Origin of the sequence: Blautia sp. MB18-30 (assembly GCF_023669475.1) — a bacterium.
Classification (GTDB): domain Bacteria; phylum Bacillota; class Clostridia; order Lachnospirales; family Lachnospiraceae; genus Blautia_A; species Blautia_A fusiformis.
In genome coordinates, this window is the sequence record NZ_JAMOYY010000020.1 from 1 (window position 1) to 26,092 (window position 26,092).

Annotated in this window: 25 protein-coding genes; 2 read left to right on the forward strand and 23 right to left on the reverse strand. The window is 46.8% G+C overall.

The annotated features are described in order from the left end of the window. Positions 1–114: 114 nt before the first annotated feature. The 7 genes from NCY57_RS10425 to NCY57_RS10455 form a co-directional block, all read right to left on the reverse strand. Positions 115–3,399 carry a SpaA isopeptide-forming pilin-related protein gene (locus NCY57_RS10425; protein WP_173739628.1) on the reverse strand — a complete coding sequence of 1,095 codons (3,285 nt, stop codon included), beginning with the start codon at positions 3,397–3,399 and terminating at the stop codon, positions 115–117. Next, positions 3,396–4,619 carry a hypothetical protein gene (locus NCY57_RS10430; RefSeq protein ID WP_129974895.1) on the reverse strand — a complete coding sequence of 408 codons (1,224 nt, stop codon included), beginning with the start codon at positions 4,617–4,619 and terminating at the stop codon, positions 3,396–3,398. The genes NCY57_RS10425 and NCY57_RS10430 overlap by 4 nt, the downstream gene beginning before the upstream one ends. Further along, the gene (locus NCY57_RS10435) at positions 4,616–5,200 is read right to left on the reverse strand and encodes a hypothetical protein (protein WP_129974893.1); all 585 of its coding nucleotides are present in this window, start codon (positions 5,198–5,200) and stop codon (positions 4,616–4,618) included. The genes NCY57_RS10430 and NCY57_RS10435 overlap by 4 nt, the downstream gene beginning before the upstream one ends. Continuing rightward, entirely contained in the window at positions 5,197–5,844 is a 648-nt protein-coding gene (locus NCY57_RS10440) for a TasA family protein (RefSeq protein ID WP_015524856.1), read from the reverse strand. Before NCY57_RS10440 ends, NCY57_RS10435 begins: the two co-directional genes overlap by 4 nt. A 2-nt stretch (positions 5,845–5,846) precedes the next feature. Then, positions 5,847–6,326 carry a signal peptidase I gene (locus NCY57_RS10445; protein WP_021650528.1) on the reverse strand — a complete coding sequence of 160 codons (480 nt, stop codon included), beginning with the start codon at positions 6,324–6,326 and terminating at the stop codon, positions 5,847–5,849. A 482-nt stretch (positions 6,327–6,808) separates the two neighbouring features. Beyond that, on the reverse strand, positions 6,809–7,702 hold the full coding sequence (locus NCY57_RS10450; RefSeq protein WP_015524854.1) for a M14 family zinc carboxypeptidase: 894 nt from the start codon (positions 7,700–7,702) through the stop codon (positions 6,809–6,811). 77 nt (positions 7,703–7,779) lie between these two features. Next, entirely contained in the window at positions 7,780–8,313 is a 534-nt protein-coding gene (locus NCY57_RS10455) for a hypothetical protein (protein WP_242981989.1), read from the reverse strand. 149 nt (positions 8,314–8,462) lie between these two features. Between NCY57_RS10455 and NCY57_RS10460 the strand changes: the two genes are divergently transcribed. Both NCY57_RS10460 and NCY57_RS10465 read left to right on the forward strand, forming a co-directional pair. After that, positions 8,463–9,305, forward strand: coding sequence for an ABC transporter ATP-binding protein (locus NCY57_RS10460; protein ID WP_021650530.1), 843 nt, complete (start codon positions 8,463–8,465; stop codon positions 9,303–9,305). A 54-nt stretch (positions 9,306–9,359) separates the two neighbouring features. Further along, positions 9,360–10,091 carry an ABC transporter permease gene (locus tag NCY57_RS10465; protein ID WP_021650531.1) on the forward strand — a complete coding sequence of 244 codons (732 nt, stop codon included), beginning with the start codon at positions 9,360–9,362 and terminating at the stop codon, positions 10,089–10,091. Positions 10,092–10,181: 90 nt separating this feature from the next. Here NCY57_RS10465 and NCY57_RS10470 read toward each other — a convergent pair whose 3' ends face one another. The 16 genes from NCY57_RS10470 to NCY57_RS10545 all read right to left on the reverse strand — a co-directional run bounded on the left by NCY57_RS10470 (position 10,182) and on the right by NCY57_RS10545 (position 26,077). Further along, complete coding sequence (locus NCY57_RS10470; protein WP_250789646.1) at positions 10,182–13,253, reverse strand: hypothetical protein; 3,072 nt, start codon at positions 13,251–13,253, stop codon at positions 10,182–10,184. Positions 13,254–13,365: 112 nt separating this feature from the next. Beyond that, the gene (locus NCY57_RS10475; protein WP_195655957.1) at positions 13,366–14,616 is read right to left on the reverse strand and encodes a glutamate-5-semialdehyde dehydrogenase; all 1,251 of its coding nucleotides are present in this window, start codon (positions 14,614–14,616) and stop codon (positions 13,366–13,368) included. Positions 14,617–14,659: 43 nt separating this feature from the next. Continuing rightward, positions 14,660–15,220, reverse strand: coding sequence for a 5-formyltetrahydrofolate cyclo-ligase (locus NCY57_RS10480; protein WP_022426775.1), 561 nt, complete (start codon positions 15,218–15,220; stop codon positions 14,660–14,662). Further along, positions 15,198–15,419 (reverse strand): DUF896 domain-containing protein, encoded by a 222-nt coding sequence (locus NCY57_RS10485; RefSeq protein ID WP_044960849.1) that lies wholly within the window; start codon positions 15,417–15,419, stop codon positions 15,198–15,200. Before NCY57_RS10485 ends, NCY57_RS10480 begins: the two co-directional genes overlap by 23 nt. Positions 15,420–15,435: 16 nt before the next feature. Beyond that, positions 15,436–16,299: a glutamate 5-kinase gene (gene proB, locus NCY57_RS10490; RefSeq protein ID WP_044960851.1), complete on the reverse strand. Its 864-nt coding sequence runs from the start codon at positions 16,297–16,299 to the stop codon at positions 15,436–15,438. Positions 16,300–16,333: 34 nt separating this feature from the next. Continuing rightward, positions 16,334–17,383, reverse strand: coding sequence for a DUF3048 domain-containing protein (locus NCY57_RS10495; RefSeq protein ID WP_250789647.1), 1,050 nt, complete (start codon positions 17,381–17,383; stop codon positions 16,334–16,336). 63 nt (positions 17,384–17,446) lie between these two features. Next, positions 17,447–17,941, reverse strand: coding sequence for an rRNA maturation RNase YbeY (gene ybeY, locus NCY57_RS10500; RefSeq protein WP_015524845.1), 495 nt, complete (start codon positions 17,939–17,941; stop codon positions 17,447–17,449). Further along, positions 17,938–18,963, reverse strand: a complete 1,026-nt coding sequence (locus NCY57_RS10505; RefSeq protein ID WP_022426778.1) for a PhoH family protein — start codon at positions 18,961–18,963, stop codon at positions 17,938–17,940. The genes ybeY and NCY57_RS10505 overlap by 4 nt, the downstream gene beginning before the upstream one ends. Next, positions 18,956–20,161 (reverse strand): sporulation protein YqfD, encoded by a 1,206-nt coding sequence (locus NCY57_RS10510; RefSeq protein WP_250789648.1) that lies wholly within the window; start codon positions 20,159–20,161, stop codon positions 18,956–18,958. The genes NCY57_RS10505 and NCY57_RS10510 overlap by 8 nt, the downstream gene beginning before the upstream one ends. Then, on the reverse strand, positions 20,161–20,424 hold the full coding sequence (locus NCY57_RS10515) for a YabP/YqfC family sporulation protein (protein WP_021650540.1): 264 nt from the start codon (positions 20,422–20,424) through the stop codon (positions 20,161–20,163). Before NCY57_RS10515 ends, NCY57_RS10510 begins: the two co-directional genes overlap by 1 nt. Before the next feature lie 84 nt (positions 20,425–20,508). Continuing rightward, complete coding sequence (locus NCY57_RS10520) at positions 20,509–21,054, reverse strand: DUF2284 domain-containing protein (RefSeq protein WP_015524841.1); 546 nt, start codon at positions 21,052–21,054, stop codon at positions 20,509–20,511. Continuing rightward, positions 21,051–22,013 (reverse strand): tRNA dihydrouridine synthase, encoded by a 963-nt coding sequence (locus NCY57_RS10525; RefSeq protein ID WP_114002424.1) that lies wholly within the window; start codon positions 22,011–22,013, stop codon positions 21,051–21,053. The genes NCY57_RS10520 and NCY57_RS10525 overlap by 4 nt, the downstream gene beginning before the upstream one ends. Further along, complete coding sequence (locus tag NCY57_RS10530; protein ID WP_022426781.1) at positions 22,010–22,801, reverse strand: NYN domain-containing protein; 792 nt, start codon at positions 22,799–22,801, stop codon at positions 22,010–22,012. The genes NCY57_RS10525 and NCY57_RS10530 overlap by 4 nt, the downstream gene beginning before the upstream one ends. 44 nt (positions 22,802–22,845) lie before the next feature. Further along, entirely contained in the window at positions 22,846–24,147 is a 1,302-nt protein-coding gene (locus NCY57_RS10535) for an L-cysteine desulfidase family protein (RefSeq protein ID WP_195635273.1), read from the reverse strand. Then, on the reverse strand, positions 24,144–25,121 hold the full coding sequence (locus tag NCY57_RS10540) for an ABC transporter ATP-binding protein (RefSeq protein ID WP_118368852.1): 978 nt from the start codon (positions 25,119–25,121) through the stop codon (positions 24,144–24,146). Before NCY57_RS10540 ends, NCY57_RS10535 begins: the two co-directional genes overlap by 4 nt. Continuing rightward, positions 25,118–26,077, reverse strand: a complete 960-nt coding sequence (locus NCY57_RS10545) for an ABC transporter ATP-binding protein (RefSeq protein WP_173741292.1) — start codon at positions 26,075–26,077, stop codon at positions 25,118–25,120. The genes NCY57_RS10540 and NCY57_RS10545 overlap by 4 nt, the downstream gene beginning before the upstream one ends. Positions 26,078–26,092 lie beyond the last annotated feature (15 nt).

Here is a 26,092-nt window from a genome sequence, read left to right on the forward strand (position 1 = left end):
TATACCATATCGTTGGGTATATATGTAGTTTTTTTATTTCTTTTTACAGTTTGTTTTTTACTATATAAAATACGCTGCGGAGGGCAGGATTACTCCTGCCCTCCTGTCTTTTTTTCAGGAAAATGATACGGGTATGGTATTTTTTATGCTGTCATTATGGGAATATCGATCATATCTGGATTTCTCATTTACAAAAGTCAGCGATGCATTTTTGTTTTGCATTGTCAGAGCAGCCGTACCGGAAGCAATCTTCCGGGGATCTGTACCATATGCAGGTGCAGCGCCTTTTATGATGCGGACATTCTCTGTATTTGCCCGTACATCTTTCAGATAGTAGCGTAGTACCGGTTTTTCCCAGACCGTATACTGCCCCAGCGGGATATTCCTGAGAGTGACCGATAATGTTGCATAGCCATTTTTATCGGTTTCATAGCTTCCTCTGGTAAAGGTCACATAATCCTCATATCTGTGAGGATTTCCGGATAGATCCGTACCTTCTGCCACAAAGGAAAAGGTTGGATTTCCATGAGCCCAGGTAATATCCTCCTCTTTGATCTTTTTTATGATGGTGATGCTTCCCAGTGGAAGTGTCACCGGAGTATTCTCTGCTTTTAAATCCACAATGTCTGTATCTGTGTTTTCTTTTTTCTGAAAGATTACCTCCTTTTCGTATTTGCCTGTATAGTTTTCCGGATTTTTTGTTTCCACTACTTTGAACCTTCCCTGATTGTCATCTGTGAGCACCAGCTCTTCGGTAGAGTACCATCCGGTTTCTCCGTCAAACTTCAGGATGCTCTGCCCGCCCAGGTCATTCTGGTAAGTCTGCTTCCCTCTATTCCACTGAAGCACGGTAAATTCAGCATCTTCCAGAACTTCCCCGGTATAGATGTCTGTTTTTCTCAGACGGATCACCCCTTTATATTCCTTTTCCTTTTCATTGACAACTTCAAAGGAAAGGCGTGCATCCTTGTCTGTGATATTCACCTCTTCTTCCCAGCTTCCTGTATATCCGGGCGGAGTCTTTGTTTCCGCGATCTTATATTTTCCCTCATTATCCGAAGTCTTCAAAAGTTCACCACTTACATAAAGTTCACTGGAGATGTCATAATCCAGAAGAGTTCCTTTTTCTTTATAGGCTTTTTTGGCTGCACTGTATTCATAAAGTGTAAATTCCGCACCTTTCAGGATCTCACCGGTTTTCGCATCGATCTTACGAACTTCAATCCTTCGTTTTTCAGTCTGGTAGTTCACTGCTTCAAACAGAAATTCCTGCTTTTCTCCCGGCTTATCCAGCGTAAAATTCTTCTGCCAGTTTCCGGTGTAATTGGGAGGAGATTTTGTCTCACGCACACGGAATTTTCCCTGATTGTCTTCGGTATAATTAAATTTCCCGGAGTTATAGGTACGCTTCTGTCCATCATAAGTCAGTTTTTTTAAGGTTACGTAGGCTTTGCTTTTTTTACTCCACTGATACAGGGTGAATTCAGCTCCTGCCAGTGGATCGCCGGTATTTCCGTCTTTCTTTCTGATGGATACTGTTCCGCTGATATCCATGATATCCGTTACGCTGACGGTTGTCGTCTTTCCGCCGGTTACTGTAACATTTTTGATAGCGGTGTTCAGTTTATAGCCTGCAGCGGCTTTCGTTTCTTTCACATAGTATTTTCCCGGAACCAGTTTTGAAAAAAGGATCTCTCCACTGGCGTTTGTTGTTCCGGTTGAAACCTTCTGATCCTTACTGTACATAGTCCGGTATCCGGAGGTCAGAGCTTCTGCTGCAAACAGTCCGTACTGCGCTCCCTGGATCAGTTTTCCCGTGTTGGGTTCCTTCTTGACCAGCTTTGCATTGCCGTAAACCGATGGCTTTACTGAAAACGAAAGGCTTCCTCTTGTTCCCTGGTATACGTAAGCGCCAAAATCCTGTACTCCATCTTTTCCTGCCTGGGCACTTCCGTCAACCAGGATATAGGAAACCGGCTGAAGCAGCATTTTGCAGGAAAACTTCTTTGTCGCAGATGCATTTAACGGAAAGATCAGGAAAAAATATGCCCCATCCTTAAGGCTCAGGCTTGTCCCCGACATCATTTTGGGATTGGTTTTGTGAGAATTATAATCCGCTGCACTTGTCCAGTAGGCCAGCTGCCATTTTTCTGCGGATCCTCTTGTTATGGTGATCCCGTTCCCTGCTTTTGCTCCATCTGTTACTTTCATAAGAGTACTCATCTGAAATCCGTCTTTCATACTGTCCGGAACAAAGGGAAAACCTGCAGGTCTGCTTCGAAATACACTTAACGGAATCGTCTTTCCGGATGCTGCTGCCCAGGAACCGTCTTCGGAAACATAAACGGCAGCTTTGTTTCTTGCAGGGATCGTCAATGTCTGGATCTTATCGATCAGGCGGTTTATCCCTGTATGTTCTACTTCTGCTGCTGTGGCATATCCACAATCATTAAAATATACCTTTGACAGCGCAATATGCGTAAATACATAACGGTTCTGCCATTTTGACCAGTCTATGTGACTGCAGGAGGGGTCGTATCCGGTTCCCAGATCCCCCGGTCCTCCGTAACCAAAGTACAAAAGCTTCTGAATCACAGAATTAGTCAGTGCTTTTACTGCCTCATTCTTCAGCGTCATACTGTCCAGTCCATCCTGAGTTGCTTTCAGGCAATAGAGAGGCGAAACCTTTTCCTCTCCTGTATCATCAATATAATGTACAGAACGATACGTACATCCCATACGGGTTTTATTTCCGGAACCAAGAAAATCATTGGCAGCTGTCCAGATCTCATCGCAGTAAACCCTGGTCCAGCTGTCCAGATAATACTGGGACGGGGAAAGTGCTGTAGCTGCGATAGCATCCTCTCCTTCTGAGATTACTTCCGCACTGCCAGTTTCCCGGAACTCCCCGGGAAGTGCTGCAGAAAGAGCAATGATCTCTCCGTTTTCGATATCCTGGATCAGTTCCTGATCCTCTTCACTTTCTCCTGTAAGGATTTCCGCGTTTTCTTCCGTGAATACAGTAAATCCCGGATCCTCTGTCTGCTCCGGTATCTCTGTCAGAGCTATATTTTCTCCTTCTTTTGAAGCAGCTTCTGGTTCTTCTTCCGGTTCGATCAGCTCATCACTATCCGTATTTTCAGTATTATCTTTACTTTCTTCAAAAGCTTCCTCCACCGTTTCCGGTTCAGGCAAGGCTGTCGGAACCGGCATCTCAGCCTCCCCAGGCTGATCTGTTACCGGAATATCCGGGGCCTCCTCTTCTTCCTCCGGTTCTGTCTGTTCCTGCTGCGGATCTGCTGATACCGAACTCATATCTGCTGCAGGACTGGCCGAAACCACAAGAGAAGAAGCTGTGATCATCAATGCCAGCCATGCACCGATCATTCTTCTTTTCAATTTTTTCGTCCTCCTTTCCATAGCGTCAGACTGCAGGTAAGCAGCGCCATACCAGCCATCAGTGCAAACAGGATCACAGGAGATTCATCTCCTGTCTTCACTGGTGTTGTCCTTACCGAAGAACTGTTATTTCCGGAAGCTCTTTCTGTGCTTTCTTTCCTGCCATTCCGGCGTGGAACAGGGCTAGTATCCACCGTCTCCTGATCCTCCTCCACAGAAAAGATCCATTTCACATCTGCTGCCCGCAAAGCATATAGATTATCCAGCTCTGCCGGAACCGTAACCTCAAATCTCATGTTTCCTTTTTCTCCGCTGGAAAATTCCCCCAGGGACACGGCTTTATTGAGAGACGCAGCCAGAAGATCCCCGGAATACAGCCTTTTATCATTCATGGTGATCACCAGCTTCAGATTTTTCAGAAATTCCTGATCCTTTACCGATTTACATTCCGGTGATGTGCGGAAGAATATCTCTGCAGCATGCTCCGTTGTGTTACGGATCTCTACAGAATCATGAAAAACATCTCCCGGCATTGCCGTGGAAAATCCGGAAAAAAAGTCTTCCGGAGCCGCGATCAGTTTGTGCGCATTTCCTTCAAACTCCACCTTCAGATCCACCGGACTTTTTTTCTGAACCACAAGACCATCGGTATCGTGGATACATCTTAAGATCTTCTGATTTCCCCAGGGTGACATGGCACGGAAATCCGGTGCAAAATTTGCCGCCTGGACAGCATCCGCCACGATGGTGATCCCCAGCTTCTTATCCTGGTAGGATTCATCCCATTGAGATGGTACAGTCACACCGGTAAAAATATCCACGCTATCTCCCTGTTCCAGCTTCCTGGTATAATAAAAATACTCTCCCTTCCGGATCCATCTCGGTGACATTCCTGTAAGATTCCTGTCATCCAGACCATCCAAACCTTCCAGATCATCTGTATAAGAGATCTTCACCCTTACCCAGCAGGGCTCTGAGCGATTGGTGATCCTTGGGATCTTGGATATTTCATCTCCCGGAAGAACGATCCGGCGATCTTGATATTTCATTTCTCGGCCGTCCTTTTTTTCCAGTTCTTGAAGAGAAATATTGATATCTCCCACTGATATGTGATTGGTCACTGTCACGGAATCTGAAAATCTGGCATAAGCAGCCGTGCACGCCAGGATACTGCCTGCCACAGCAGCACCTGCCAGCAGGGCTTTAAGGTGTTTTTTCAAGCATTCCCCCTCCTTTCTGCCTGAGCAGAAACCGGATCTGAAAAATACCTCCACGCACTTTCATAATCTGAAAATCCTTCTGCCTGTACAGCTTCCTCATAAACATTGATCTCAAAATCCTTAATGCTGTCCCTGTAAGTATCATCGATCTTTTGGGGATCGATCTGAAATCCGGTACACAGAGGAGCTGTTTTTTCACCCTCGGATATTTTTTTCCGGTAGTAATAATAGCCGTCCTGACTGTTATACACCCAGTTTGCCGTATCCAGACCTGTTAATTTCACGCCTCTGCCGATATCGTCATTGGAGTAGGAAAGGGACATCCTCACATAGCAGTCTGCCTGGAACCCTTTCACACTGCCGGAAAAATTTCCGATCCGGATCTCTTTTCTGTAGGATGGACCATTCTCCATAGGCGTAGGTGTAGGATCCGGAAAATCTTCCTCGATCTCCGTTGTCACATACCCTACTGCAGCAGAATTTATCTTTTTTTCGAAGTCTGAAAAATACGCCGCAGTCCCTGTTGCGCACAGGAGCCCTGTTATCAGGAGAAGGAAAAAGGGTCTTTTTAATTTATTCATTTCGTGACACCACCGGCCTGTCCTTTATTCTGATTTACATATTTCTGGTAAGCAGCAGTTGCCTGCTCCAGAACCGTAGTCTTGTCATCCCCGGTATTGGTAGCCTGGATCGCATAAGCCCGTACCGGCATATCGATCTGCTGTGTATCTAGCTGACCTTCGATGATATTGGCAAAGGTTACTGTATCAAAAAGAGTTGTTGTCTTTGTTCCCGGCTTCAGGATGTGGTTATATGCATAGGTGTAAACCATATTCTGCCCCACTTCGGTCCGCTCCAGCTGTGTCCAGTCCTTGTTTTTGGTGAAGCTGAACAGCTCTGTTTTTGCAAGTGCATTTCTGGTGCCATCCTTGGCTACCGTGATCACATTTCGAACCGGAACAGAAACTTCCAGATAGACAAATGCTTCATTTACTCCTTTATTTGCTACATAGGGATCCTTCCGGATCACCTGAGTAGGAACCAGATCTGTATTGTCCTCCGGTTTCCAGTTAGGCTCATCCAGGTCGATATCCACTTTTCCTACGGTAAAGCTGTTGGTTGCCGTTTCAAAATCCGTAAGATATGCAGCTGTTCCTCCGGCTGCCAGTGCAGTGATCACAGCAGCAAGTGCAATTCCTTTTACCAGTTTTCTGTTTTTCATCATGATTAAATTCCTCCCTGTATTTTTTTCTTTTTTGGGGTATATGCCAGATCAAAGAGTACTGACAGACATGCCGCTATGCAAACTGCGGCAAAAGGGATCCGGGCTTTCAGAAAATGGATCACGTAGCCCAGATAAGGCAGGTGAAAGACTACCCGCCCGATGATCTGTGACGCCTCTGCGGGAACAGGATCTTCTGTCTTGTTGGCGTCACCTTTTGTGATAAAGATATCCTTTTCTTTTTTAACCACTCTGTGGGTGACAACGGTATCTCCGTTATGAAAAGTAATGATATCTCCCTTTTTCGGAGAAAACTCTCCTTCCTTTGTAAAAACCACAGCTCCGGTTGGGATCTCAGGTTCCATGGATCCGGAATAGACCACATAGGGCCGGATCCCGAAAAGTCCGGGAATAAGAAGCACCAATGCCATCACCAGCATCAGTCCCAGAACTGTGTTGCCGATACATCGAAAAAATATTTTCATTCCTGTATTCTGTTCTACATACGATATTTGATGATCACTTCCCTCTGCAGGGAAAGAAACAGTGTTCGGATATCAGGAAAATTCCGGCGGAGACCTGCCCCACATAAATTGAGCCATAAAAAAGTCCTCCCTGTATAGCAGTTAATATGGCAATTCGCAACATGCTCCCATCACTTAAACTCACAGATTTTGAAGTGAGGACAAGCATGATCAAAATAATAATACAGCAAAAATACTGAATGGAAATTATTCGAGCAGATATGCTCAGATGTGCAGTTCCTCTCATTACTTACAGAGGTGAAAGATTCCTGCGACATTTGTTAAAAAAGATTTGTTTCAGATGATATTATTATAGGGTCCACAGATCCGGAAGTCAATCAAATTCGTCCGACAGGATTCGACACTGGTTTCTCAGCGGGTATGTCTGTCACCCTATTTTTCATAAGCTGACAGACCCTGCATCCGTGCAACGCCAGATTTTTTTACAGCTGTACCAGAGAGTAAATATATTCCAATGGAAGCAGCATCAGATCACGGATTTCCCGTTCTTCCTCTTCTTTATTTCCGGAATTTACCGGCAATTCGATCCGGAAAGCCGGCTGGCGGATCATTTCTCCGTAATACTGTTCCGGCCTGCCTGTGCTCCTTCGCCCGTTCTGCGCTTCTCGTTCTATTGCAAGCTGCTCCAGCTTTCCCCTGGTACATTTTTTTAAGTGACGTGCAAGACGGTAGCATCTCTGACCAGTGGAAAAATTCTGATCCCGCCGATAATAAACCACCTTTTTTCCATATCCGCAGAAAACCAGCAGGCCACGTCCTCCGTATTCCTGAAAGATCCGGATCAGTGCACGTGTCTCATTTTCACTGGCAGGCTGCTGATGGATCTTTTTTCTGCTGCAGAAGGTAGTAGGAAAATTCCTTGCAGTATCCATTCCTCTTGCATTTCCCTCGAATTCATCGCAGGGAACATCCTGCATTTTCAGCATCTGACGGAAAATGGGATTTCGCACAGTATTGTAGCCCTTCCGGCAGATCTCATATCCATCCGGATTGACCACCGGTATGATACAAAGCCTGGTCTGATCCAGGAGCTTTTTTACCTCATAAAGCTCGTCCACGGTCCAGTTGCATTCATATATTCTGCAAAGCTCCAGTGCCATCCTGGTAAGCCTGTCCGTCATCTGTCCATCCGTTCCGGAAAAACCGGCCACACAGAAAATACAGGCATCTCCCTGTCCGATCTCCAGCATAGGGATCATCCGGTCATCGTGGCTTTTTCCGATTACCCGAAACTGTGTAAAGCTGCTGTAACGCCTGGCTGCCTCCCACAGTGAATAATAAATTGCTTCGTAGGTTTTATCCTGTACTGTATCCATGATGTTCCCTTCCTTCCATCTTTATACATGTTCATTATTATGTATATTATGCGAAAGGGCATAAAAAAAGAACCGGTTTAACACCGATTCCTTTTGTTTACAAAATAATTCAGGATACCGCCGCCGATGATGATCACCAGCGCAACTGCAACCACTCTTTTCGCTGCTTCCTGAGGAAGCTGGCCCTTGGAGCCAATGGAAGCCTCATAAAAGGTCAGTGTATAATCGATCTCATGAGGAGCACCCATGGCCAGTGTATCTGCAATCACTTCCATCTTATCATCCAGGACAGTTACCGGGACAGTAAAAACAGAATTTCTGCCTTCCTCGCTCTCATTGAGATATTTTTCCCCATCTACGATCATATAATCATAGTTGGAGCTGCTCCACTGGAGCCGTGCATACATCTTCCCCTCTTTTACCAGCATCAATGTGGGGGAAGAAACGCTGGCTTTTCCGCTTCCGCCTTCCAGCTCCACCTGTATGGAATATTCTCCGTCCTCCAGATCTGTCTTCACTGCGTTCTCTCCACCTGCAGCCAGAACCTGTATCGGGCATAGCAACAGCATAGTCAGAAGAAGCAGCATTATTGTTCTCATCCTGTGTTTCATGGTTTTCTCTCCGTTTTTTATTTTTCCTTCGTATCACTATAGCACAACGCTCCTTTTCTGTAAAGAACATCTCAGAATTGTTGAAATGTCTCTTCTTTTCCAGTATAATAGAGTGAAATTTGCATACAAACGAAAGGAAATGAACAGAGATGATCGAAACAAAAAATCTCACAAAAAAATTCGACAGTTTTACTGCTGTGGATTCTCTGGATCTTCGCATAGAAACCGGCGAATTTTTCGGTCTGCTGGGACCCAACGGTGCCGGAAAGACCACCACGATCAGTCTGCTTTCCACTCTGCTCCTGCCCACAGAGGGCGAAATCCTCATTGATGGGCAGACACTTGGACGCAACCGACCGGATCTGAAGCGCAAGATCAGCGTGATCACGCAGGAATATTCCATGCGCCAGGATATGAACATGGACGAGATCATGGAATATCAGGGCCGTCTTTATTTCATGCCACGAAAAGAGATTAAACGGAAAACTGAAGAGCTTCTGGATTTCTGCGGACTTCTTCCCTTCCGCAAGCGGACTGTAAGGAAGCTTTCCGGTGGTATGAAACGAAAGCTTATGGTATGCCGGGCACTTCTTACAAGTCCGGAGATCCTTCTTCTGGACGAGCCCACTGCAGGCATGGACGCGCTATCCAGACGACAGATGTGGAATCTTCTCCGTCAGCTGAACGGAAAAAATCTGACCATTCTTCTGACAACCCACTATATGGAAGAGGCACAGTCTCTCTGCAACCGGGTAGCACTTATGGATCACGGAAAGCTGGAGGAGATCAATACTCCATCGGGCCTGATCGACGGCCTGGGCAAATACACCGTAGATCAGGAAACACCGGAAGGGGCAAAAAGCCACTACTTCCACAGTCGGGAAGAGGCCATCTCTTTTCTGTCCTCTCTGGACGGACAGTGCACCCTTCGCGAGACAACTCTGGAGGATGTTTTTGTGGAGCGCGCAGGCAGGCATCTGATGCAGCGATAAGCCGGCGTCAGCCACAGTTATTTTATAATTTAACAGAATGGACGATGAATTATCATGGGAATACTTACTATTTTATGGGAAAAATGGGTGGAGTTCCGAAGGGATTTCTATAAGATCACGCTGGCGGCCATGATCGCACCGCTGATGTATCTGATCGTTTTTGGAATGGGGATCCAGACCTCCTCACACGGAGAGCCTTATCTGAATTTCCTGATCCCTGGTGTAGTTTCACTGACTACAATGAACGGAAGCTTTAATGCTATCGCACAGAATCTGAATGTACAGCGTCTTTACGAGAAAGCCTTTGACCAGGTTATGATATCTCCGACACCTCTGTGGCAGTTTATTGCCGGACAGATCATCGGAGGCAGTCTCCGCGGGCTTTATGCAGGAGGAATCATCCTTCTTCTGACCATGCCGATCGGAACCGGTCTTGTGTTCAACGGATGGTCATTGCTGGTGATGTTCCTCAACGGTGCTGTATTTTCAGCCATCGGTGTTGTGGTTTCTTTCCTTGCCAAAAACCATGCGGATGTACCTCGTTTTTCCAACTATATCATTATGCCAATGGCTTTTTTGTGCAACACCTTCTTCTCTACAGAGAAGATCCCGGGTTTTCTTGGGAATTTTGTAGCTGCTCTTCCACTGTCACAGACCAGTCATCTGATCCGTACCATTGCTTCCGGCGGTGGAGTCAATTACCTCAGTGTCCTGATCCTGACAGTCTATCTAATTGCATTCAGCATTGCAGCTTCCTGGTTTATCTATAAGAAGAAAAATCTGTAAATTTATCTTTACAAAAAATCACCGGCTTTCCTGTTCTTTCGGAAAACCGGTGATTTTTTTATTTGTTATGCTATTTTGGCTATTGTGCGTTTAGATGTCCTTTTTTCTTCTTCTCACGATCACATATCCACCTGCAAGAAGGGATGCCACTGCCAGTGCGGACATGGTTCCGATCGGTGAGTTATCGGCTGTTGATACTGCATTCTTAGATCTGGTTCCGTTGCCTCCGTTGGAGGATGTTGCAGATGCCTCTCCTGTTATGGTTGCATCCGGATCAGAACCTGTCTGGCCGCCGGTACCATATGTACCGTCTGCTCCCGGAGTTCCGGTAGGTGTCAGTTTTGCAGATCTAAACTGATATACTGCGGATTCAATGGTGTCTGTCTCCTGCCACTGACCACCCGTGTAGATGTATTTCTGGAAGAATACGTACAGGTTGTATGTAGCGTCTTTGTTGATTCCCTTGCCGGAACCAATCTTCCATGCTGTATGCATCTGGCTCTGGGTTGGGTTTGCAGCTGTACTCCAGTAAACCGGAACCCACTTCACATCACCCTCATTTGGATCCTGATTGGTTGTTCCTGCACCGATCACAGTAAATTCATAGAACTGATTCGGATAGAACTGAATTGCCTCATCCAGTCCCTGTACTACGCTCTCTTTTACATTTGGGATGTATGCATCCGGTGTGTCAGTCGGAGTTGGATCTGCAACTTTCGGTCTGGAATCTTCTTTAAATGCTATTTTCAATGGATTCGTCAAAACACCATTTTTATCTTTGATCTGGATATAAAGATCAATTGGGTTGTCAGAATCTAAATCCTCAAGACCGATATTAAATTTCTTATCAGCAGTAAATGTTATCTGTTTTCCGGTAGATGTAAGATCTTTCGGAGTGGCAGATGTGCCATCACTGTTACGAGAAACCCATTTATAATAACAGGTACCGCTCTTATTCGAAATAAGAGTAACATTCGCAGATGTATGGTTGATCCATGAAAAGCCAACCCATCTGACATTTGCCGGACGCTTAGCTTCATCCAATGTAATCTTCTTTGGTGTACTTACAGTTCCGTCAGTTCCTTTGATACTCACATAAACATCAATCGCATTGTTTGCATCCAAATCTTTCAAACTGATCGTGAAATCCTTATTTGCGGAAACCTTTGTTCCTTTGCTCATTTTATCAACTGTCGGAGCTTTGGAACCACGTTTTACCCATTCATAATAGTACACACCTGCTTTATCAGAACGCATAGTTACAGTCGCAGATGTATGACCTTTCCATTTGTAGCTTACGTTGGAAATCTTCGCAGGTGTTTTAGCTGTTTCTTTCAAAGTAACAGTTGCAATCTTGGTCACTGCTGTCTTTGATCCATCTTTTGCTACTACCTGCACATAGAGATCAATCGCATCACCTTCCAGATTTTTCAGATCAATCTTACAATCTTTTTTTGCGGTGACCGCAATCTTGCTGTCTTTAGTTGTAATGGAAGGTTTATCCGCTCCCTTTGCCACCCATTTGTAATAGCATGTACCACTCTTATCAGACTGAAGAACTACTTCTGCAGTTGTTGCTGTTTTACTTTCTGCGCTGATTTTTGTAACCTTTGGTGCTGCCGGTTTCGGATCAACTGGATTCTGTGCCTGTGTTACTGCAATATCCTTCTTTACACCTTCACCAACAATGGCGTTACCACTTTCACTTTCTTTTACCCATACATAAAGGTCAATAGTCTTGTCTGTGACCTTGGTAAGTTTCAGGGAAGTAGTTTCTCCTGCCTTAACCGTTCCACCTTCTGTAGCTGTCTCGATGGTCGGAGCTTCCGCACCTTTTGCAACATATTTATAGTAATATGTACCTGCTTTATCAGATGTGAAGGTTACAGAAACAGTATTTGCTTCTTTACTTGTAGGATTATCAATATTAATCGTTGGAATGTTGGAAACAAGCAGACCTGTAGCTGTATTTATTCCATAACTCTGGTCGCCTTCATAGCTCATCGCCTTAATTGCCTTTGCAAATGCATCCGCAGCTAAAGATTCAGGCTTCTGGAAAACTGTATAGTCAACTGCCGGATTCTCTACGGAATATCCAACATTCTGGTTCTCAAATGCACCAGCAATGATGATACTTCCAGCACTCTGATCCTGCTGTCCTAATACGATATTGGATTTTACGCTCTTTTCTGCGCTTGTATAGTTCTCGATGATCTTTGGTTCGTCATCAGACGCACCCTCACCTTTTTCAAGTGAAACTGTACCTGTGCTGTAAACAGCTCCGCCTGTAGATACATTATCTTTGATCTCTCCACCTGTAATTACAAGTTTACCGCTGTTTTTAACTGCCGCACCTGCTGCAGTAGAAACATTCTTGGAAAGGGTAACACCTGTCGTCATCACAAATTTAGCGCCAGCTTCTACGGAAACAATCGATCCATCGGCTGCAGTTTCATCGTCTTTCTTACCTTCAACAGAAAGTTTACCGATTTCTGAGGAGCCGTCACCTTCATTCTGTGTCATGGACAAAATACTTCCTGCACTTACTTTGAACATATCTCCTGCAACACTTCCACGTCCAACTACAGTTGTAGCATTTGTTGCACCAAAAATTGCAATATTTTTATTGGCAGGAACGGTAATAGTATCTGTGAGATTAAACGATGCACTGATCAGAATCTTATAAGCAGATGTATATAGATCACTATCATCAATAGATCCTGCAAAATCAGGTGCATTATTAATCGCTGCCTGAAGTTCTGCCGCAGTAGTAACCGTTGCATCTGCCGCAGTAGTTTGCTGCTCCTGCTGCGCCTCTTCCGCCTGAGCCTGAGCTGCTGCCTGGGCCTCTGCTTCCGCCTGAGCCTGGGCTGCTGCCTGGGCCTCTGCTTCCGCCTGGGCCTGGGCTGCTGCCTGTGCTTCTGCCTCTGCCTGGGCCTGAGCCGCTGCCTGGGCTTCTGCCGCTGCCTGGGCGTCGGCTTCACTCTGTGACTGGTCATCCACAGCCGCTCCGTCATCTGGTGTTTCTGTATTCTCGTCTGCAGTCGATGCTTCTGCCTCTGTTACCGCTCCGGTATCTTCAGCGGCAAACGCTGCGGCAGGTGCCATTCCAACAGTCATGGAACCTGCAAGCAGGACTGCAAAAAGCTGCTTTTTTTTCATTTATAAGTCCTCCTGTTATGAGTTAGTCTGTTTAAATCCAATTACAAAAAAGTATAGCACAACACTTCAAAAAAGTAAAGCGGACCAAAGAATCCGCTTTACTTTATCTGTCTTACGGACGTACCTGTCCGTTACCATAAATGATATACTTGGTGGTGGTCAGTGCAAGGAGTCCCATTGGGCCTCTTGCATGGAGCTTCTGGGTGCTGATCCCGATCTCCGCACCGAATCCAAATTCGTTTCCATCGGTGAATCTGGTAGAAGCGTTCACATAAACTGCCGCTGCATCTACCTCATCCAGGAATTTCTGGGCATGGGTATAATCATTGGTAATGATGGCCTCCGAATGCTTTGTATTATATTTATTGATATGTGCAATGGCTTCCTCCACGGAATCCACTACCTTTACAGAAAGGATATAGTCAAGATATTCTGTTCCCCAGTCCTCTTCTGTTGCAGGAACTGCTCCCGGCATCAGAGCCTTTGCCGCTTCATCTGCACGGACCTCCACATGCTTCTCCTTAAGGCGTCCGGCCAGTACCGGCAGAAAATCATCCTTCACCTTACGGTTTACAAGAAGGGACTCGCATGCATTGCATACACCCACACGCTGGGTCTTTGCATTGATCACAATATCCGCTGCCATCTGAAGGTCTGCAGTCTCGTCCACATAGATATGGCAGTTTCCGGTTCCGGTCTCGATGACAGGGATCGTACTCTGGTTTACCACTGCTTTGATCAGTCCTCTTCCGCCACGTGGGATCAGTACATCCACATACCGGTTCAGCTTCATAAATTCCGCAGCCGTTTCTCTGGAGGTATCCTGGATCAGCTGGATGGCATCCTCGGTAATGCCGCAGGCTTTTAATGCCTCACGGATACAGTTGACAATGGCAGTATTGGAATGGATCGCGTCGCTTCCACCCTTCAGGATCACGACATTTCCGGTTTTGAAACAAAGACCGAATGCATCTGAGGTAACATTGGGACGTGCTTCGTAAATAATGCCAATCACACCTAAGGGAACACGTTTCTGTCCGATCAGAAGTCCGTTGGGACGTTTTTTCATACCGGTAACTTCCCCGATGGGATCTTCAAGACCGGTAAGCTGACGAAGTCCGTCTGCCATTCCTTCGATCCTCTCCGGTGTCAGCATCAGACGGTCGATCAGTCCTTCCGGCATCTGATTCTTTTTGCCGTTTTCCACATCCAGGGCATTGGCCTTCAGGATCTCATCGGTATGAGCGACAAGAGCCTTTGCCACAGCTTCCAGGGTTTTATTTTTGTCATTTGTGGAAAGATTTCGAAGGACTGACTCCGCATCTTTCGCATTCTGTCCCAGTTTTTCAAGCATTTCATTCATTTCCAAATATTCCTGCCTTTCTTTCTGTCTTTACAGCAATATCTTACTGTGCATCGCGGTATATATTCTCTTCCGTCACAATGACCTGCGGACGGATATCCGTAGGCTCTGTGGGAACCTCCGGAAGGATCTGGAAGGAAAATCCTACTGCAACGCGGCAGACCTCCGGATGTTTTTCCAGAAAACGGTCATAAAAACCTCCGCCATAGCCTACCCGGTTGCAATTCACGTCAAAAGCCACCCCGGGCATGACCATCATGGCTTCTTCCCAAGAAACCGTTTCTCCGTCTTCCTTTGGCTCCGGGATCCCGAAGTAGCCGGATTCCAGCTGACTGAAATCGGTCAGTCTGTAAAATACCATATCCTTTCCGAAAACCTTTGGCACTGCCACTTCCTTGCCATCTTTCCAGGCCTGCTCGATGATGTAGCGTGTGATCACTTCATGGTTATAATCTGCGTATGCCATGATCCGTTCTGCATTCCGGTATTCCGGAAGCTGTGTCAGGGCCTCTGTGATCCGGAGACTGTTTTCCCGGATCCAGGCATCGGTATGTTCTTTTCTGGCTTTGAAGATCTTTTTTCTAATTTCCTTTTTTTCTTCCATATTTTTCTCCAAGATTGGTGATGCTGCCATCCTTTTCTTTGATATCGATATTATTCAGATGCGCACGGAGATTTCCTTTCACTGCATCCAGATATTCTCTCCGAAGCTTCGCCTGTTCCACCTTTTCTTCCTCGGTAAGACCTACACTTTTCTGTTTATGTGCCAGTGCGTTGATCCTGTCGATCTTGATATTGTCCATCATAATGATACTCTCCTTAAAGCAGTTTTTCGATATAATCAATGAGGAAGAATTCTTCCTTCTTGTTTCCTACAAATAATGTTCCGCAGCTCCTGCCTTCCACGATCCTGTGGATGTTGTGGAAGTCGTTTCCGTTGGCAATGACCATGTCGGCCCCTGCCGCAGTGGCGATGATCGCAGCGGTAAGCTTGGTCGCCATTCCGCCGGTGCCTACATTGCTTCCTGTGGAGGATTTGCCAAGCTTACGCATATTGTCATCCATGTTTTCTACAATGTCGATAAACTGTGCATCCGGATTGGAATTGGGATCGTCTGTAAAAAGACCGTCAATATCGGACATGAGGATCAGAAGATCCGCATCGATCAGTGCAGCAACCACAGAGGAAAGGGTATCGTTGTCTCCGAATTTTACCAAATTCTGGAATTCGTAGGAGGATACCGAGTCGTTCTCATTTACAATGGGGATCACCTTTTCTGCCAGAAGCTGCTGGAAGGTATTCTGGGCATTCCTGCGGTTGGTATTGTTGACCATGGTATTCTTGGTCATCAGGATCTGTGCCACCATCTGATTGTATTCCCCGAAAAGCTTCTGATAAATGGTCATCAGCCTGGCCTGTCCCACAGCTGCACAGGCCTGCTTTTTCTCAAGCTCTGCCGGCTTTCCCTTCATACCCAGTGCAGCTGCACCTACCGCAATGGCTCCGGAGGATACCAGCACTACGTCTTTCCCCTGGTTATGAAGGTCGCTGAGCTCTCTGGCCAGGATCTCCAGCTTACGGAAATCCAGTCTTCCTGTTTCTGCGTGGATCAGTGATGATGATCCGATCTTGATAACGATGCGTTTCTTGTCTTTCAGTCGTTCCCTGTAATTTGCGTTCATGTTTTTTGTTTCTCCTGATACCTGTATATTAGTCTTACTGATAAGTAACGGAATCAATCCGGTCATTCTGTACGATCTCCACCCAGGTAGTACCCGGATTCAGGCGGATCTCCTGTTCATTTCCGTCGTAATAATGCGTGATTCCCCATGGAGAATCCTTTTCCCAGCGGATATCAATAGCTCTGCCTCTGGTAATAAACTTGCCCTCTCCGCCGGAAATGGCATCAATATTCAGATAGCCGTTTCCATCGTAGGCCGGGCAGGATGAATACTGAAGGATGATATTGTCGCAGGTAAGCGGTTCATTATCCAGCTGATCCACATGTTCCTTGCCAAACTGGAACCGCTTATATTCCTTTGTCTCTTCATCGTATTCATACCACGGATGATTGTCAGTAAAATTATCCAGCTTCACAAGGCTGGCTGTGATCCCATCCGGTACAGTCTCTGTACCATCTTCTGCAAAAAGATAATGTCCGGTATATTCTTCTTTATATTCCTGGCTGTATCCCATAGCATCTATGCCTGCCTGAAGGTGGCTGGCATCTGTATAGGCATTGTGAGGTGCCTTCCTGTCTGTTGTGCGGAAAAAAGCCAGCTTGCCGATCTGGATCCCGTTGAGGTTATCGACCACATGCTGCTCCAGATAAGGCAGTGCATAGGCAGCCTGTCCGTAATGGGCATAGATCGCATTAAATTCGTTGGCATAAAAGAGATAATAGTCACGGCAGCTGCGAACGGAACCGATCCGTTCCAGCTCATCGTAATCTTCGAGAATACCCATAAGACGGGTAATATTACCTTCCACCGGCGCTTCGTAAACAACACCGGCATGTCCGATACCACTCTGGGGAGCTCCGACACTGTTGTTGCCCATCATCACGGCAACCGGTCTTCTCCGTCCAATGCTCTCCGGAACATTTTCGCCGGTAAGATAGCTCTTTACCTGGGTTTCTTCCTGCTTTTCCTCATTGGGGACAAAGCCTACCAGATCCTGCCCTGCTCCAAAAGCGGGAACAGTCTGGGCAATGCAGATGCATGCAGCTGTGATACCTGCCAGGATACCTGTCTTTTTCATTCTCATATATTACCTCCTTTTCTTAAAGCGGAAGAGTTTTCCGCTTAGCTTTTCCGTGGGACAGCCCGTCTAGCGGTTGATCCCCAGCTCCTTCAGTGCCGCTGCCTGCTTGGCTTCCATAACCTTTGCCTCATCCTCTGTCATATGATCATAGCCCAGAAGATGCAGCATACTGTGTGCCACCAGGAAACAGAATTCCCTTGTCACACTATGTCCGTATTCCTCTGCCTGGGCAAAAACCTTGGGCACGGAGATCATGATATCTCCAAGAAGGAGTTCATCACTGTCCAGATCAAAATAGGACTCATCCTCTTCCACAACGGAATAATCCGCCGGTGTCTCAAAGGGGATCATAGGAAATGACAGCACATCCGTAGGAGCCTGGATATTCCGGAATTCCGTATTTACCCTCTTGATCTCCTCGTTGTCTGTCAGGACAAGATTGACCTGTCCGTCATAGGGACATTTTTCCATTTCAAGAACCTTGTCCGCAACCTGGGATGCAAGGGCAGCATAGTCAATGCCTAACTCCTGATCTGTCTCATATTCGATATTTATGGTCATCTTCTGTACTCCTTATTTTTTACAGCATACCTGTCATCCTTCCTGGATTTGGCAGGCTTCTGTTTTTTTTCATAATCGTCATAGGCCTGTACGATCTGCTGTACAAGTGGATGACGTACAACATCCTTGCTGGTCAGCTGACAGAATCCGATGTCATCGATCTTCTTCAGCACCTTCATCGCCACATCCAGACCAGACGTGGCGTCCCTGGGAAGGTCCTTCTGGGATGCATCACCTGTGATGATCACCTTGGAACCGAAGCCGATCCTGGTCAGGAACATCTTCATCTGGGCAGGTGTGGTATTCTGTGCCTCATCCAGGATGATGAAGGCATTATCCAGTGTACGTCCCCTCATATAGGCAAGAGGGGCAACCTCGATGAGCCCCTTCTCCATGTTTTTGGCAAAGCTGTCTGCGCCCATGATCTGATACAATGCGTCATAAAGAGGACGCAGATAGGGATCGACCTTGCTCTGGAGATCGCCAGGAAGGAATCCCAGCTTCTCGCCTGCCTCAATGGCGGGTCTGGTAAGAATGATCCTGGAAACCTCCTCATTGCGAAAAGCAGTTACTGCCATAGCCATGGCAAGATAGGTTTTGCCGGTTCCGGCAGGTCCCACGCCGAACACGATCATCTTCTTACGGATCTGTTCCACATAATCCTTCTGTCCGAGAGTCTTAGGCTTGATGGGTCTGCCCTGTATGGTATTACAGATAAAATCCTTGTCGATCTCCTCCATCACGGAGCCGATCTTCTCCATGGCAAGGGAAAGTGCGTAATTCACATTCTGCTGTGTGATGGTATTGCCTCTGCCCGCAAGTGTGTTCAGTTCCTCCACGATCGCCCTGGCCTGTGTGGCTCCCTCCTGGCTTCCCAGGATCTTAAGAGAACCGTCACGGAAGATCATGGTTACGTTCAGAGTACGTTCGATCAGCTTCAGATGCTCGTCAAACTGTCCGAAAATATTCGCCTGGCGGTCTGCCGGCACATCCACATATAATTCGATAATGCTGCTAGCCATCCTCTGGTGTCCTTTCTTTTGGCTGCGTCTTTTTTTCTGTGGGGGCTTCTCTTCCGGTCCGTTCAATGACGGTAAGAGTGCCTCTGCTGACGCAGTCCTGGTGATTTATTTCTATTTTAACATTATTTTCAGATATTTGAACCCCTTTTTCTATTAATTTTTCTTCATAAGCATAAAGCCTTTGTATGGCCTGTTTTTTTGCGACATCCTCCGTCAGCTGCTCTTTCTGTACTTCGTACTTCCTGATCGCAGCGATCCCCAGGGTAACAGGAGAACGAAAAATCCCGATACTGAAAAGAGGTTCCCGGCTGACGAGGCGTTCCTCATTTTGTTTCAGAGGAGAGGAAAAGTCCAGAAACCAGTTTCCCAGCTGAAAAAAAAGCCTTGTTTTCTTTTTATCGGACCATACCTTTTTCTCTATGTCCAACGGAAAGGTATCGTAATAGGCAATGGTATGTCGGATGTAAATATCCGCATCTGCCTGAACATATGCATAGCGGATGACCTCCTGACTGTCATCGGTGATGTCCACGATCCCGGAAACCAGTTCCTGACCTTTTTTTATTTCATCCCCAGCCCTGACAAGAGGAGTTCCCTGCCGTGTGACCATGGAATCGATCACACCGTCCAGAGTTGAAAACAGACTGCATGCTCTTTCTTCCGGCTCTGCTTTTTCTCCGGCAGTTCCCTCCCGGATCTCAAAACGCAGGCCCGTTCCCGAAAATCCGGCAGACACCCAGGTGATCTCCGGAAATTCTCTTCGCAGGGAAGCTGCAAGTGCACTGCAGCTGATCTTTTTTCTGGATACTCCGAAACAGACCCCCTGCTCTTTCAGAAAGCTCATCAGCTGGGGTGTGGGATTTAAAATATTTCCCCGGATCTCAACGTTCCACACTCTGCCTGACAGAAAAAAAAGGAGGCAGCAAACTGCCAGAAACCCCGCGGGGATCATTTTTCTTCTTTTACAGAAAAGCAGAAAAAACAAAGGTCCTCTTTTTTTCAGGATGTGGATATGTACCCCTGTTTTTCTCCGCAGTGGCGAGATCTGCAGAAAATCCGCTACCCTCATGGTGAGCTGAAGCTCCGTCTCACCGGTACAGATGATCCTTTTCAGATCCATTTCCCTGCCTCTGCACAGATTCACAAACCGCTGGCACTGCTGCCCCTTAACAGAAACCCGCACAAAACCTGGGATCATTACTTATTTCCCTCCTCCAGCGTAATGCTTTCGATCTGCCCGCGGATACATAGTTCAAGGGTTGTGTAGCAGGGGATCACAAGGTTTTTCCCACGGATCACAAGTCTGCCGGAAGGTGTCAGTATCAGGATCTCCTCCCTTGTATAGCTCTGGATATTCCGGTAATTTTCGATCACTGCCCGGCGTTTTCCCGTAAGTATCACCTGCACCTCCCGAAATGCCGGTTCCCCGGGAAGCTCCAGAAAAGCTGACATTTTTCTCATTAAAAAAATCCTCCGGCTTTTATCATTAATCTATGCCGGAGGATTTCTTCTTATGTATCTTTCACTGTATCTGCTTTTTGTCTTTTATCTGCGGATCAGCACCATGGAAAACCAGAGAATGGTATTTCCACCCAGATTGTATTCCATAGCTTCCTTTTCTACGATCTCACTGACTACCACGCCATAGCTTTCCAGACATGGATGCATATGCTCCGGAAAACGGCATGGTTTTCCGTCCAGATAGGCACAGCGTTCACAGAAGTCACAGGATTCCGTAGAAAGCGTAAAGGTCTCATAGCCCTCTCCCTCCAGAAAATCACGTACCTTCTCTGTAAGCGCTTCGTGTTCCATTCTTGTGGAAAGCATCTCCTTCATGTTCATGATATCCGATACCTCCGCAACGCTGGAAAAGAAAACTGCTTTCGGATAGCTTCGGATCTTCTTTTCGCATTCTGACAGCTCTCCCACTGCCGGAGGACAGGCCCATGTGCTTCCATAACGTTCACATTCCTGTTTACAGATCGTGCGTACACGTGACTGTACTTTAATATCCCCGGTATCCAGCACACGATACTCAAAAATGGGATACTGGGAAATAAACTCATCAAATTTTTCTTTTATACTGTTCATACCTTTAAGATCTCCTGTTCTCCAAAAAGGCTCATAACTGCTGCCTCATAGTCACCAAAATGCTGGGATTTTTTGATCTTTTTCAGATATCTGGCATAATTGGTAAAGCCTGGTGCCATATAACTCCACAATTCCTTCATGCGGAAAAGTACATTTCGTTCTCCTGAAAGATATTCCTGATAATCCCGGTAAAGACGGTCATGGAACTGCCGCAACTTTTTTCGGTATTCTTCCCGGTGATCCTCTCCGTCTTCTTTTTGCATAATGGCATCCAGAAGATAGGGCCTTGCGATCAGGCCTCTTCCGTACATGACGCTGTCTGCATCCGGAAATTTCTCCCGAATTTCCTGATAAGCCTCCACTGAAAAAATATCCCCGTTATATCCCAGGGGAACCTTCAGCTTTTCCCTTGCCTCCTCATACAGTCCATATCTGGGAACTCCCTTATAATGATCCTTCAGAAGGCGTGGATGGATGATCAGCTCCTTCAGCGGATATCTGCCGTAGACCTCAAGAAGCCGTTCCCAGTCTTCCTCATAATCCGTTCCCACTCTTGTTTTTATGGAGATCTCCATCCCGGTCTTTTCGAAGATCTCATCCAGAAAACGTTCCAGCTTATCCGGCTCGCCCAGGAAACCGGCACCCTTTCCCTTGGCTGTGACAGTTCCCGATGGGCATCCCAGATTGAGATTTACTTCCCTGTGTCCGTATTCATCCCGGAAGATATGGGCTGTTTTCACAAAATCCTCCGCATTGTTGGTCAGGATCTGGGGGATCACCGGAAGATCTCCGTTGGTTTCCGGTGATACCTCTTTGATCTCCTTGCTACTGAGACGTTTATTGGGCTTGGCAGTGATGAAGGGAGTAAAGTATTTATCCATGGGATAAAAACAGTCATGATATGCATTCCGGTAAACCCAGTTGGTTACGCCCTCCATAGGTGCCAGATAATTCTTCATTGTTTATCCTCCTTCATCCGGAAATAGATCTGCTTTCTCCCTCCGCTTCCTGTGGGGATCCTGCCTGTCTCATAATTTCCCAGAGATTTGATAAAGGGGGTCAGCTTGGAATATCCGTAATTACGCACATCAAAATCCGGAAGTCGTTTCCCAAGCTGATCGCCCAGCTGTCCGGAGGAAAGCCATCCCTCTTCGTCAGAAAATTTCTCGATGATGGCATTAATGGCCTTGCGTACCCGCTTGAGATCTTTGTTCTTCCTGGAGCCGGAGCTGCTCTGTTTGCTGCTGTTTCCGGATTTTTTAGCTTCTGCTGCAGTAGCCAGATCTTCCTTCTTCTCTTCCTCCTGTTGGTTGCGATAGAGAAGATCCAGATATTTAAACTGGTTACATGCGGAAATAAACGGCTTCGGCGTCTTCTCCTCACCCATACCCAGGACCAGCATTCCGGATTCCCGGAGCCTTGCTGCCAGACGGGTGAAATCACTGTCCGAAGAAACGATACAATATCCATCCACATTTCCGGAATACAGAATATCCATGGCATCAATGATCATCGCCGAATCGGTGGCGTTTTTTCCGGTGGTATAGCTGTACTGCTGGATAGGAATGATGGAATCCTCCAGAAGAACCTTTTTCCAGGAGGAAAGCCGTGCACTGGTCCAGTCTCCATAGATCCGTTTGTAGGTGGCTATGCCGATGTTTGCCACTTCATCCACGATGATCTTGATGTATTTGTCTGATACATTATCTGCATCGATCAGTATTGCAATTCTTAATTCGTTGTCCATAAATCCAACCTTTTCTGTTTAATCTGTGCCGTCTCCGATGCGGATCAATGCTCCAGCATGATCTTGAGGATCTCTCTGTCTGTTTCCTTCATACCGTCTTTTCCGATCTGTCCCACACAGCTGATGGTCTCTGCGGTTTCTTCCTGGAGAATTCCTGTATAAGGTGCATAAGACTGCCCGTTCATGGCAAGATGATGCGCCAGGAAGGCTGCGTCAAGACAGGCTGCGATCTTGGCAGCACAGGAGATCTTGGCCCCATCACAGATGATTCCCGGAATATTGGCAAGGGTATTCTCAATCGTTTTTTTGATCAGGGAAATATCTCCGCCTACCATATAGGTAATGGCAGCTCCGGCTGCACAGGAGGCCGATACCGCACCGCAGAAGGCAGACAGCTTCCCTATATATTGCTTCTGATAAACTGTGAGGAGATTGGAAAACACCAGAGCCCTGTAGAGGCTGTAATCCGGCAGCTCCATCTCTCTTGCATAGACGATCAGCGGAACAGAGCATGCAATTCCCTGATTTCCGCTTCCGGAATTGATGACAACCGGCATATCACAGCCACCCATACGTGCCTCAGAAGCCGCTGCAGTAAGACTTCTCATTCTGGTGAGCATATCGTGAGAATAATTTTCACGAATCACGCGCCCGATACCCAGGCCGTATTTTCCGGTCATTCCCTCATGAGCAATGGCCATATTGCTTCTGATCTGCGCATCCAAAAGCTCCTTTACATCGGAAAGCTCTACGGTATCTGCAAATTCCCGAATATCCTCCAGATTTAACAGGCCGCGGTCCGTCTCTTCCTTTTCTTCCACTGCTTTATCTGCATCAAGGAGGATCTCTCCGTTTTTGCTGATCCTGGTCACGTTAATATGGTCGTATTTGATCTCCAGGCTGACGGCATCTTCACCAGCATACATTTCGATGATAATGTGAAGGACTACCGGCGTGTCCAGAAGCTCCACCTTACAGATATCTGCCTCCAGAAGTTCCCGGCAGCGTGCCCTGCCCTTTTCATCGACTTTGGAAAGAACTTCCATATTCAGTGAGGCATCTCCTGCCACCGCCCCAAGGATCACACCTGCAGGAATCCCCTTTAAGCCTCCTGAATTGGGAATGATCACACAACGCACATTTTTGATGATATTTCCGGAACATTTTGCTACGATACGCTCCGGCTCTTTCCCAAGGATCTCTCTTGCTCTTGCCGCACCATAGGCCAGAGCGATCGGTTCTGTACATCCCATAGCCGGGATCATCTCCTCACGGAGGATCGCCAGATAGTTTTTATATATATTTTTGTCCACTTTTTTATTTACCTTCCCGTATTTTATGATCATTTCTTTTCCTGATATTTATGACATGCTACCATATGTCCCGGCTCCACCTGACGAAGTGCCGGGGTTTCCTGTCTGCAGCGTTCCTCACACCACGGACAGCGGTTATGGAAGCGGCAGCCCCCAATAGATCTGGACTGTACTCCGGTATCCGTAACGATCTGATCCAGAGTTTTGACTCTCGGGTCCGGAACCGGAATCGAGGAGATCAGCATTTTTGTATAAGGATGCAGCGGATTGGAATAGAGCTTATCTGCATCTGCGATCTCCATGAGATTTCCAAGATAAAGCACCCCGATCTCATCACAGATCTTCTGGACCACCTGCAGCTGATGGCTGATGAACAGATAGGTCAGCCCGTATTTTTCCTGAAGATCCTGAAGCATCTGGACGATCTGGGCCTGCAGAGAAACATCCAGTGCAGAAATGGGCTCATCGCAGACTACAAATTCCGGCTGTACGGAAAGTGCTCTTGCAATGGAAATCCTCTGACGCTGTCCGCCGGAAAACTCATGAGGATACTTCAGAAGATCCTGCTCTTTGAGGCCAACCACGCGGATCAGTTCTTTTGCACGCTCCTTACGTTCCTTTGGAGTGTACATTTTATGGATTGCCATAGGCTCACAGATGATATCCTGCACTGTATGGCTTGGGTCCAGAGAGGAATAGGGATCCTGAAAAACGGACTGCATTTTTTTGCGGTATGGAAGCAGTTCTTTTTCCCCCATGGCTCCGATCTCTGTTCCTTCATAAAAAATCTCACCGCCTGTGGGTTTATGATAACGTAGGATTGCCTTTCCGATGGTAGATTTTCCGCTTCCGGATTCTCCTACCAGACCGAAGGTTTTCCCCTTTTCAATCGAAAAGCTTACCTGATCCACAGCCTTCAGTATGCCCGGCTTAAAGGACAGAAGCTTCGGAGATTTCTGTTTAAAATATACTTTCAGATCTTTTACTTCAATTAAGGGCTTGCTCATCTCTTCTCCTCCCTTCTGTGACAGAATATCCTGTGTCCCTCTGAAGCCTCATAATATTTCGGAAGACAGGCTTCACAGGTTTTGTCCGCATATTTACAGCGATTCAGGAAGGGACACAGATCACCGTTTCCGTCCGAAAGATCTCTCTCCAGAAACTGTTCAAAGGTACCTCCCACCCGCGGCATGCTTGCGATCAGTGCCTGTGTATAGGGATGTCCCGGATGAAGAAAGATCTCTTCTACCGTTCCCTCTTCCACCACGTAGCCACCACACATGACAGCTACCCGTTTACAGGTCTGCGCTACAACGCCCAGATCATGGGTGATCAGGATGATGCTCATATTGTTTTTTTTCTGAAGTTCCAGAAGCAGATGAAGGATCTGCGCCTGGATCGTAACATCCAGGGCTGTGGTGGGCTCATCTGCGATCAGGATCTTCGGATCACTGCTCATGGCCATGGCGATCATCACACGCTGGCGCATACCGCCGGAAAGCTCGTGGGGATAGCTGTTCATAGCCTTTTCCGGGTCTGTGATGCCAACGGCTGTGAGAAGCTCCAGCACCCGGGCCTTTGCTTCTTTTTTGTTCATATTGGTATGGCGCCGGATCAGCTCTACCATCTTATTGCCAACAGTGTAAACCGGATTCAGTGCGGAAAGAGAATCCTGAAAGATCATGGCGATCTCACCACCGCGGATCTCACGGAGCGCTGCTTCATTTTTCTTCAGGATATCTTCTCCCCGGAACAGGATCTCACCACCCATGATCTTACAGTTGGATGGTCCGAGACGGAGAATGGATTTGGTGGTCACGCTTTTTCCGCTTCCGGACTCTCCTACGATCCCGAAAAAATCCCCCTCACCGATGGCAAAACCTGCACCTTTTACTGCCTGTGTCTCTCCAAGGTCTGTAAAGAAAGACACCTTCAGATCTTTTACTTCCAGTAATTTTTCCATATGTAAATGTCCTCC

What these genes read in the sequence shown, in the direction of transcription:
- NCY57_RS10435 (WP_129974893.1), bottom strand. Translation starts at nt 5,200, where the DNA reads ATGAATAAATTAAAAAGACCCTTTTTCCTTCTCCTGATAACAGGGCTC.
- NCY57_RS10440 (WP_015524856.1), bottom strand. Translation starts at nt 5,844, where the DNA reads ATGATGAAAAACAGAAAACTGGTAAAAGGAATTGCACTTGCTGCTGTG.
- NCY57_RS10445 (WP_021650528.1), bottom strand. Translation starts at nt 6,326, where the DNA reads ATGAAAATATTTTTTCGATGTATCGGCAACACAGTTCTGGGACTGATG.
- NCY57_RS10450 (WP_015524854.1), bottom strand. Translation starts at nt 7,702, where the DNA reads ATGGATACAGTACAGGATAAAACCTACGAAGCAATTTATTATTCACTG.
- NCY57_RS10455 (WP_242981989.1), bottom strand. Translation starts at nt 8,313, where the DNA reads ATGAAACACAGGATGAGAACAATAATGCTGCTTCTTCTGACTATGCTG.
- NCY57_RS10460 (WP_021650530.1), top strand. Translation starts at nt 8,463, where the DNA reads ATGATCGAAACAAAAAATCTCACAAAAAAATTCGACAGTTTTACTGCT.
- NCY57_RS10465 (WP_021650531.1), top strand. Translation starts at nt 9,360, where the DNA reads ATGGGAATACTTACTATTTTATGGGAAAAATGGGTGGAGTTCCGAAGG.
- NCY57_RS10470 (WP_250789646.1), bottom strand. Translation starts at nt 13,253, where the DNA reads ATGAAAAAAAAGCAGCTTTTTGCAGTCCTGCTTGCAGGTTCCATGACT.
- NCY57_RS10475 (WP_195655957.1), bottom strand. Translation starts at nt 14,616, where the DNA reads ATGAATGAAATGCTTGAAAAACTGGGACAGAATGCGAAAGATGCGGAG.
- NCY57_RS10480 (WP_022426775.1), bottom strand. Translation starts at nt 15,220, where the DNA reads ATGGAAGAAAAAAAGGAAATTAGAAAAAAGATCTTCAAAGCCAGAAAA.
- NCY57_RS10485 (WP_044960849.1), bottom strand. Translation starts at nt 15,419, where the DNA reads ATGGACAATATCAAGATCGACAGGATCAACGCACTGGCACATAAACAG.
- proB (WP_044960851.1), bottom strand. Translation starts at nt 16,299, where the DNA reads ATGAACGCAAATTACAGGGAACGACTGAAAGACAAGAAACGCATCGTT.
- NCY57_RS10495 (WP_250789647.1), bottom strand. Translation starts at nt 17,383, where the DNA reads ATGAGAATGAAAAAGACAGGTATCCTGGCAGGTATCACAGCTGCATGC.
- ybeY (WP_015524845.1), bottom strand. Translation starts at nt 17,941, where the DNA reads ATGACCATAAATATCGAATATGAGACAGATCAGGAGTTAGGCATTGAC.
- NCY57_RS10505 (WP_022426778.1), bottom strand. Translation starts at nt 18,963, where the DNA reads ATGGCTAGCAGCATTATCGAATTATATGTGGATGTGCCGGCAGACCGC.
- NCY57_RS10510 (WP_250789648.1), bottom strand. Translation starts at nt 20,161, where the DNA reads ATGATCCCAGGTTTTGTGCGGGTTTCTGTTAAGGGGCAGCAGTGCCAG.
- NCY57_RS10515 (WP_021650540.1), bottom strand. Translation starts at nt 20,424, where the DNA reads ATGAGAAAAATGTCAGCTTTTCTGGAGCTTCCCGGGGAACCGGCATTT.
- NCY57_RS10520 (WP_015524841.1), bottom strand. Translation starts at nt 21,054, where the DNA reads ATGAACAGTATAAAAGAAAAATTTGATGAGTTTATTTCCCAGTATCCC.
- NCY57_RS10525 (WP_114002424.1), bottom strand. Translation starts at nt 22,013, where the DNA reads ATGAAGAATTATCTGGCACCTATGGAGGGCGTAACCAACTGGGTTTAC.
- NCY57_RS10530 (WP_022426781.1), bottom strand. Translation starts at nt 22,801, where the DNA reads ATGGACAACGAATTAAGAATTGCAATACTGATCGATGCAGATAATGTA.
- NCY57_RS10535 (WP_195635273.1), bottom strand. Translation starts at nt 24,147, where the DNA reads ATGATCATAAAATACGGGAAGGTAAATAAAAAAGTGGACAAAAATATA.
- NCY57_RS10540 (WP_118368852.1), bottom strand. Translation starts at nt 25,121, where the DNA reads ATGAGCAAGCCCTTAATTGAAGTAAAAGATCTGAAAGTATATTTTAAA.
- NCY57_RS10545 (WP_173741292.1), bottom strand. Translation starts at nt 26,077, where the DNA reads ATGGAAAAATTACTGGAAGTAAAAGATCTGAAGGTGTCTTTCTTTACA.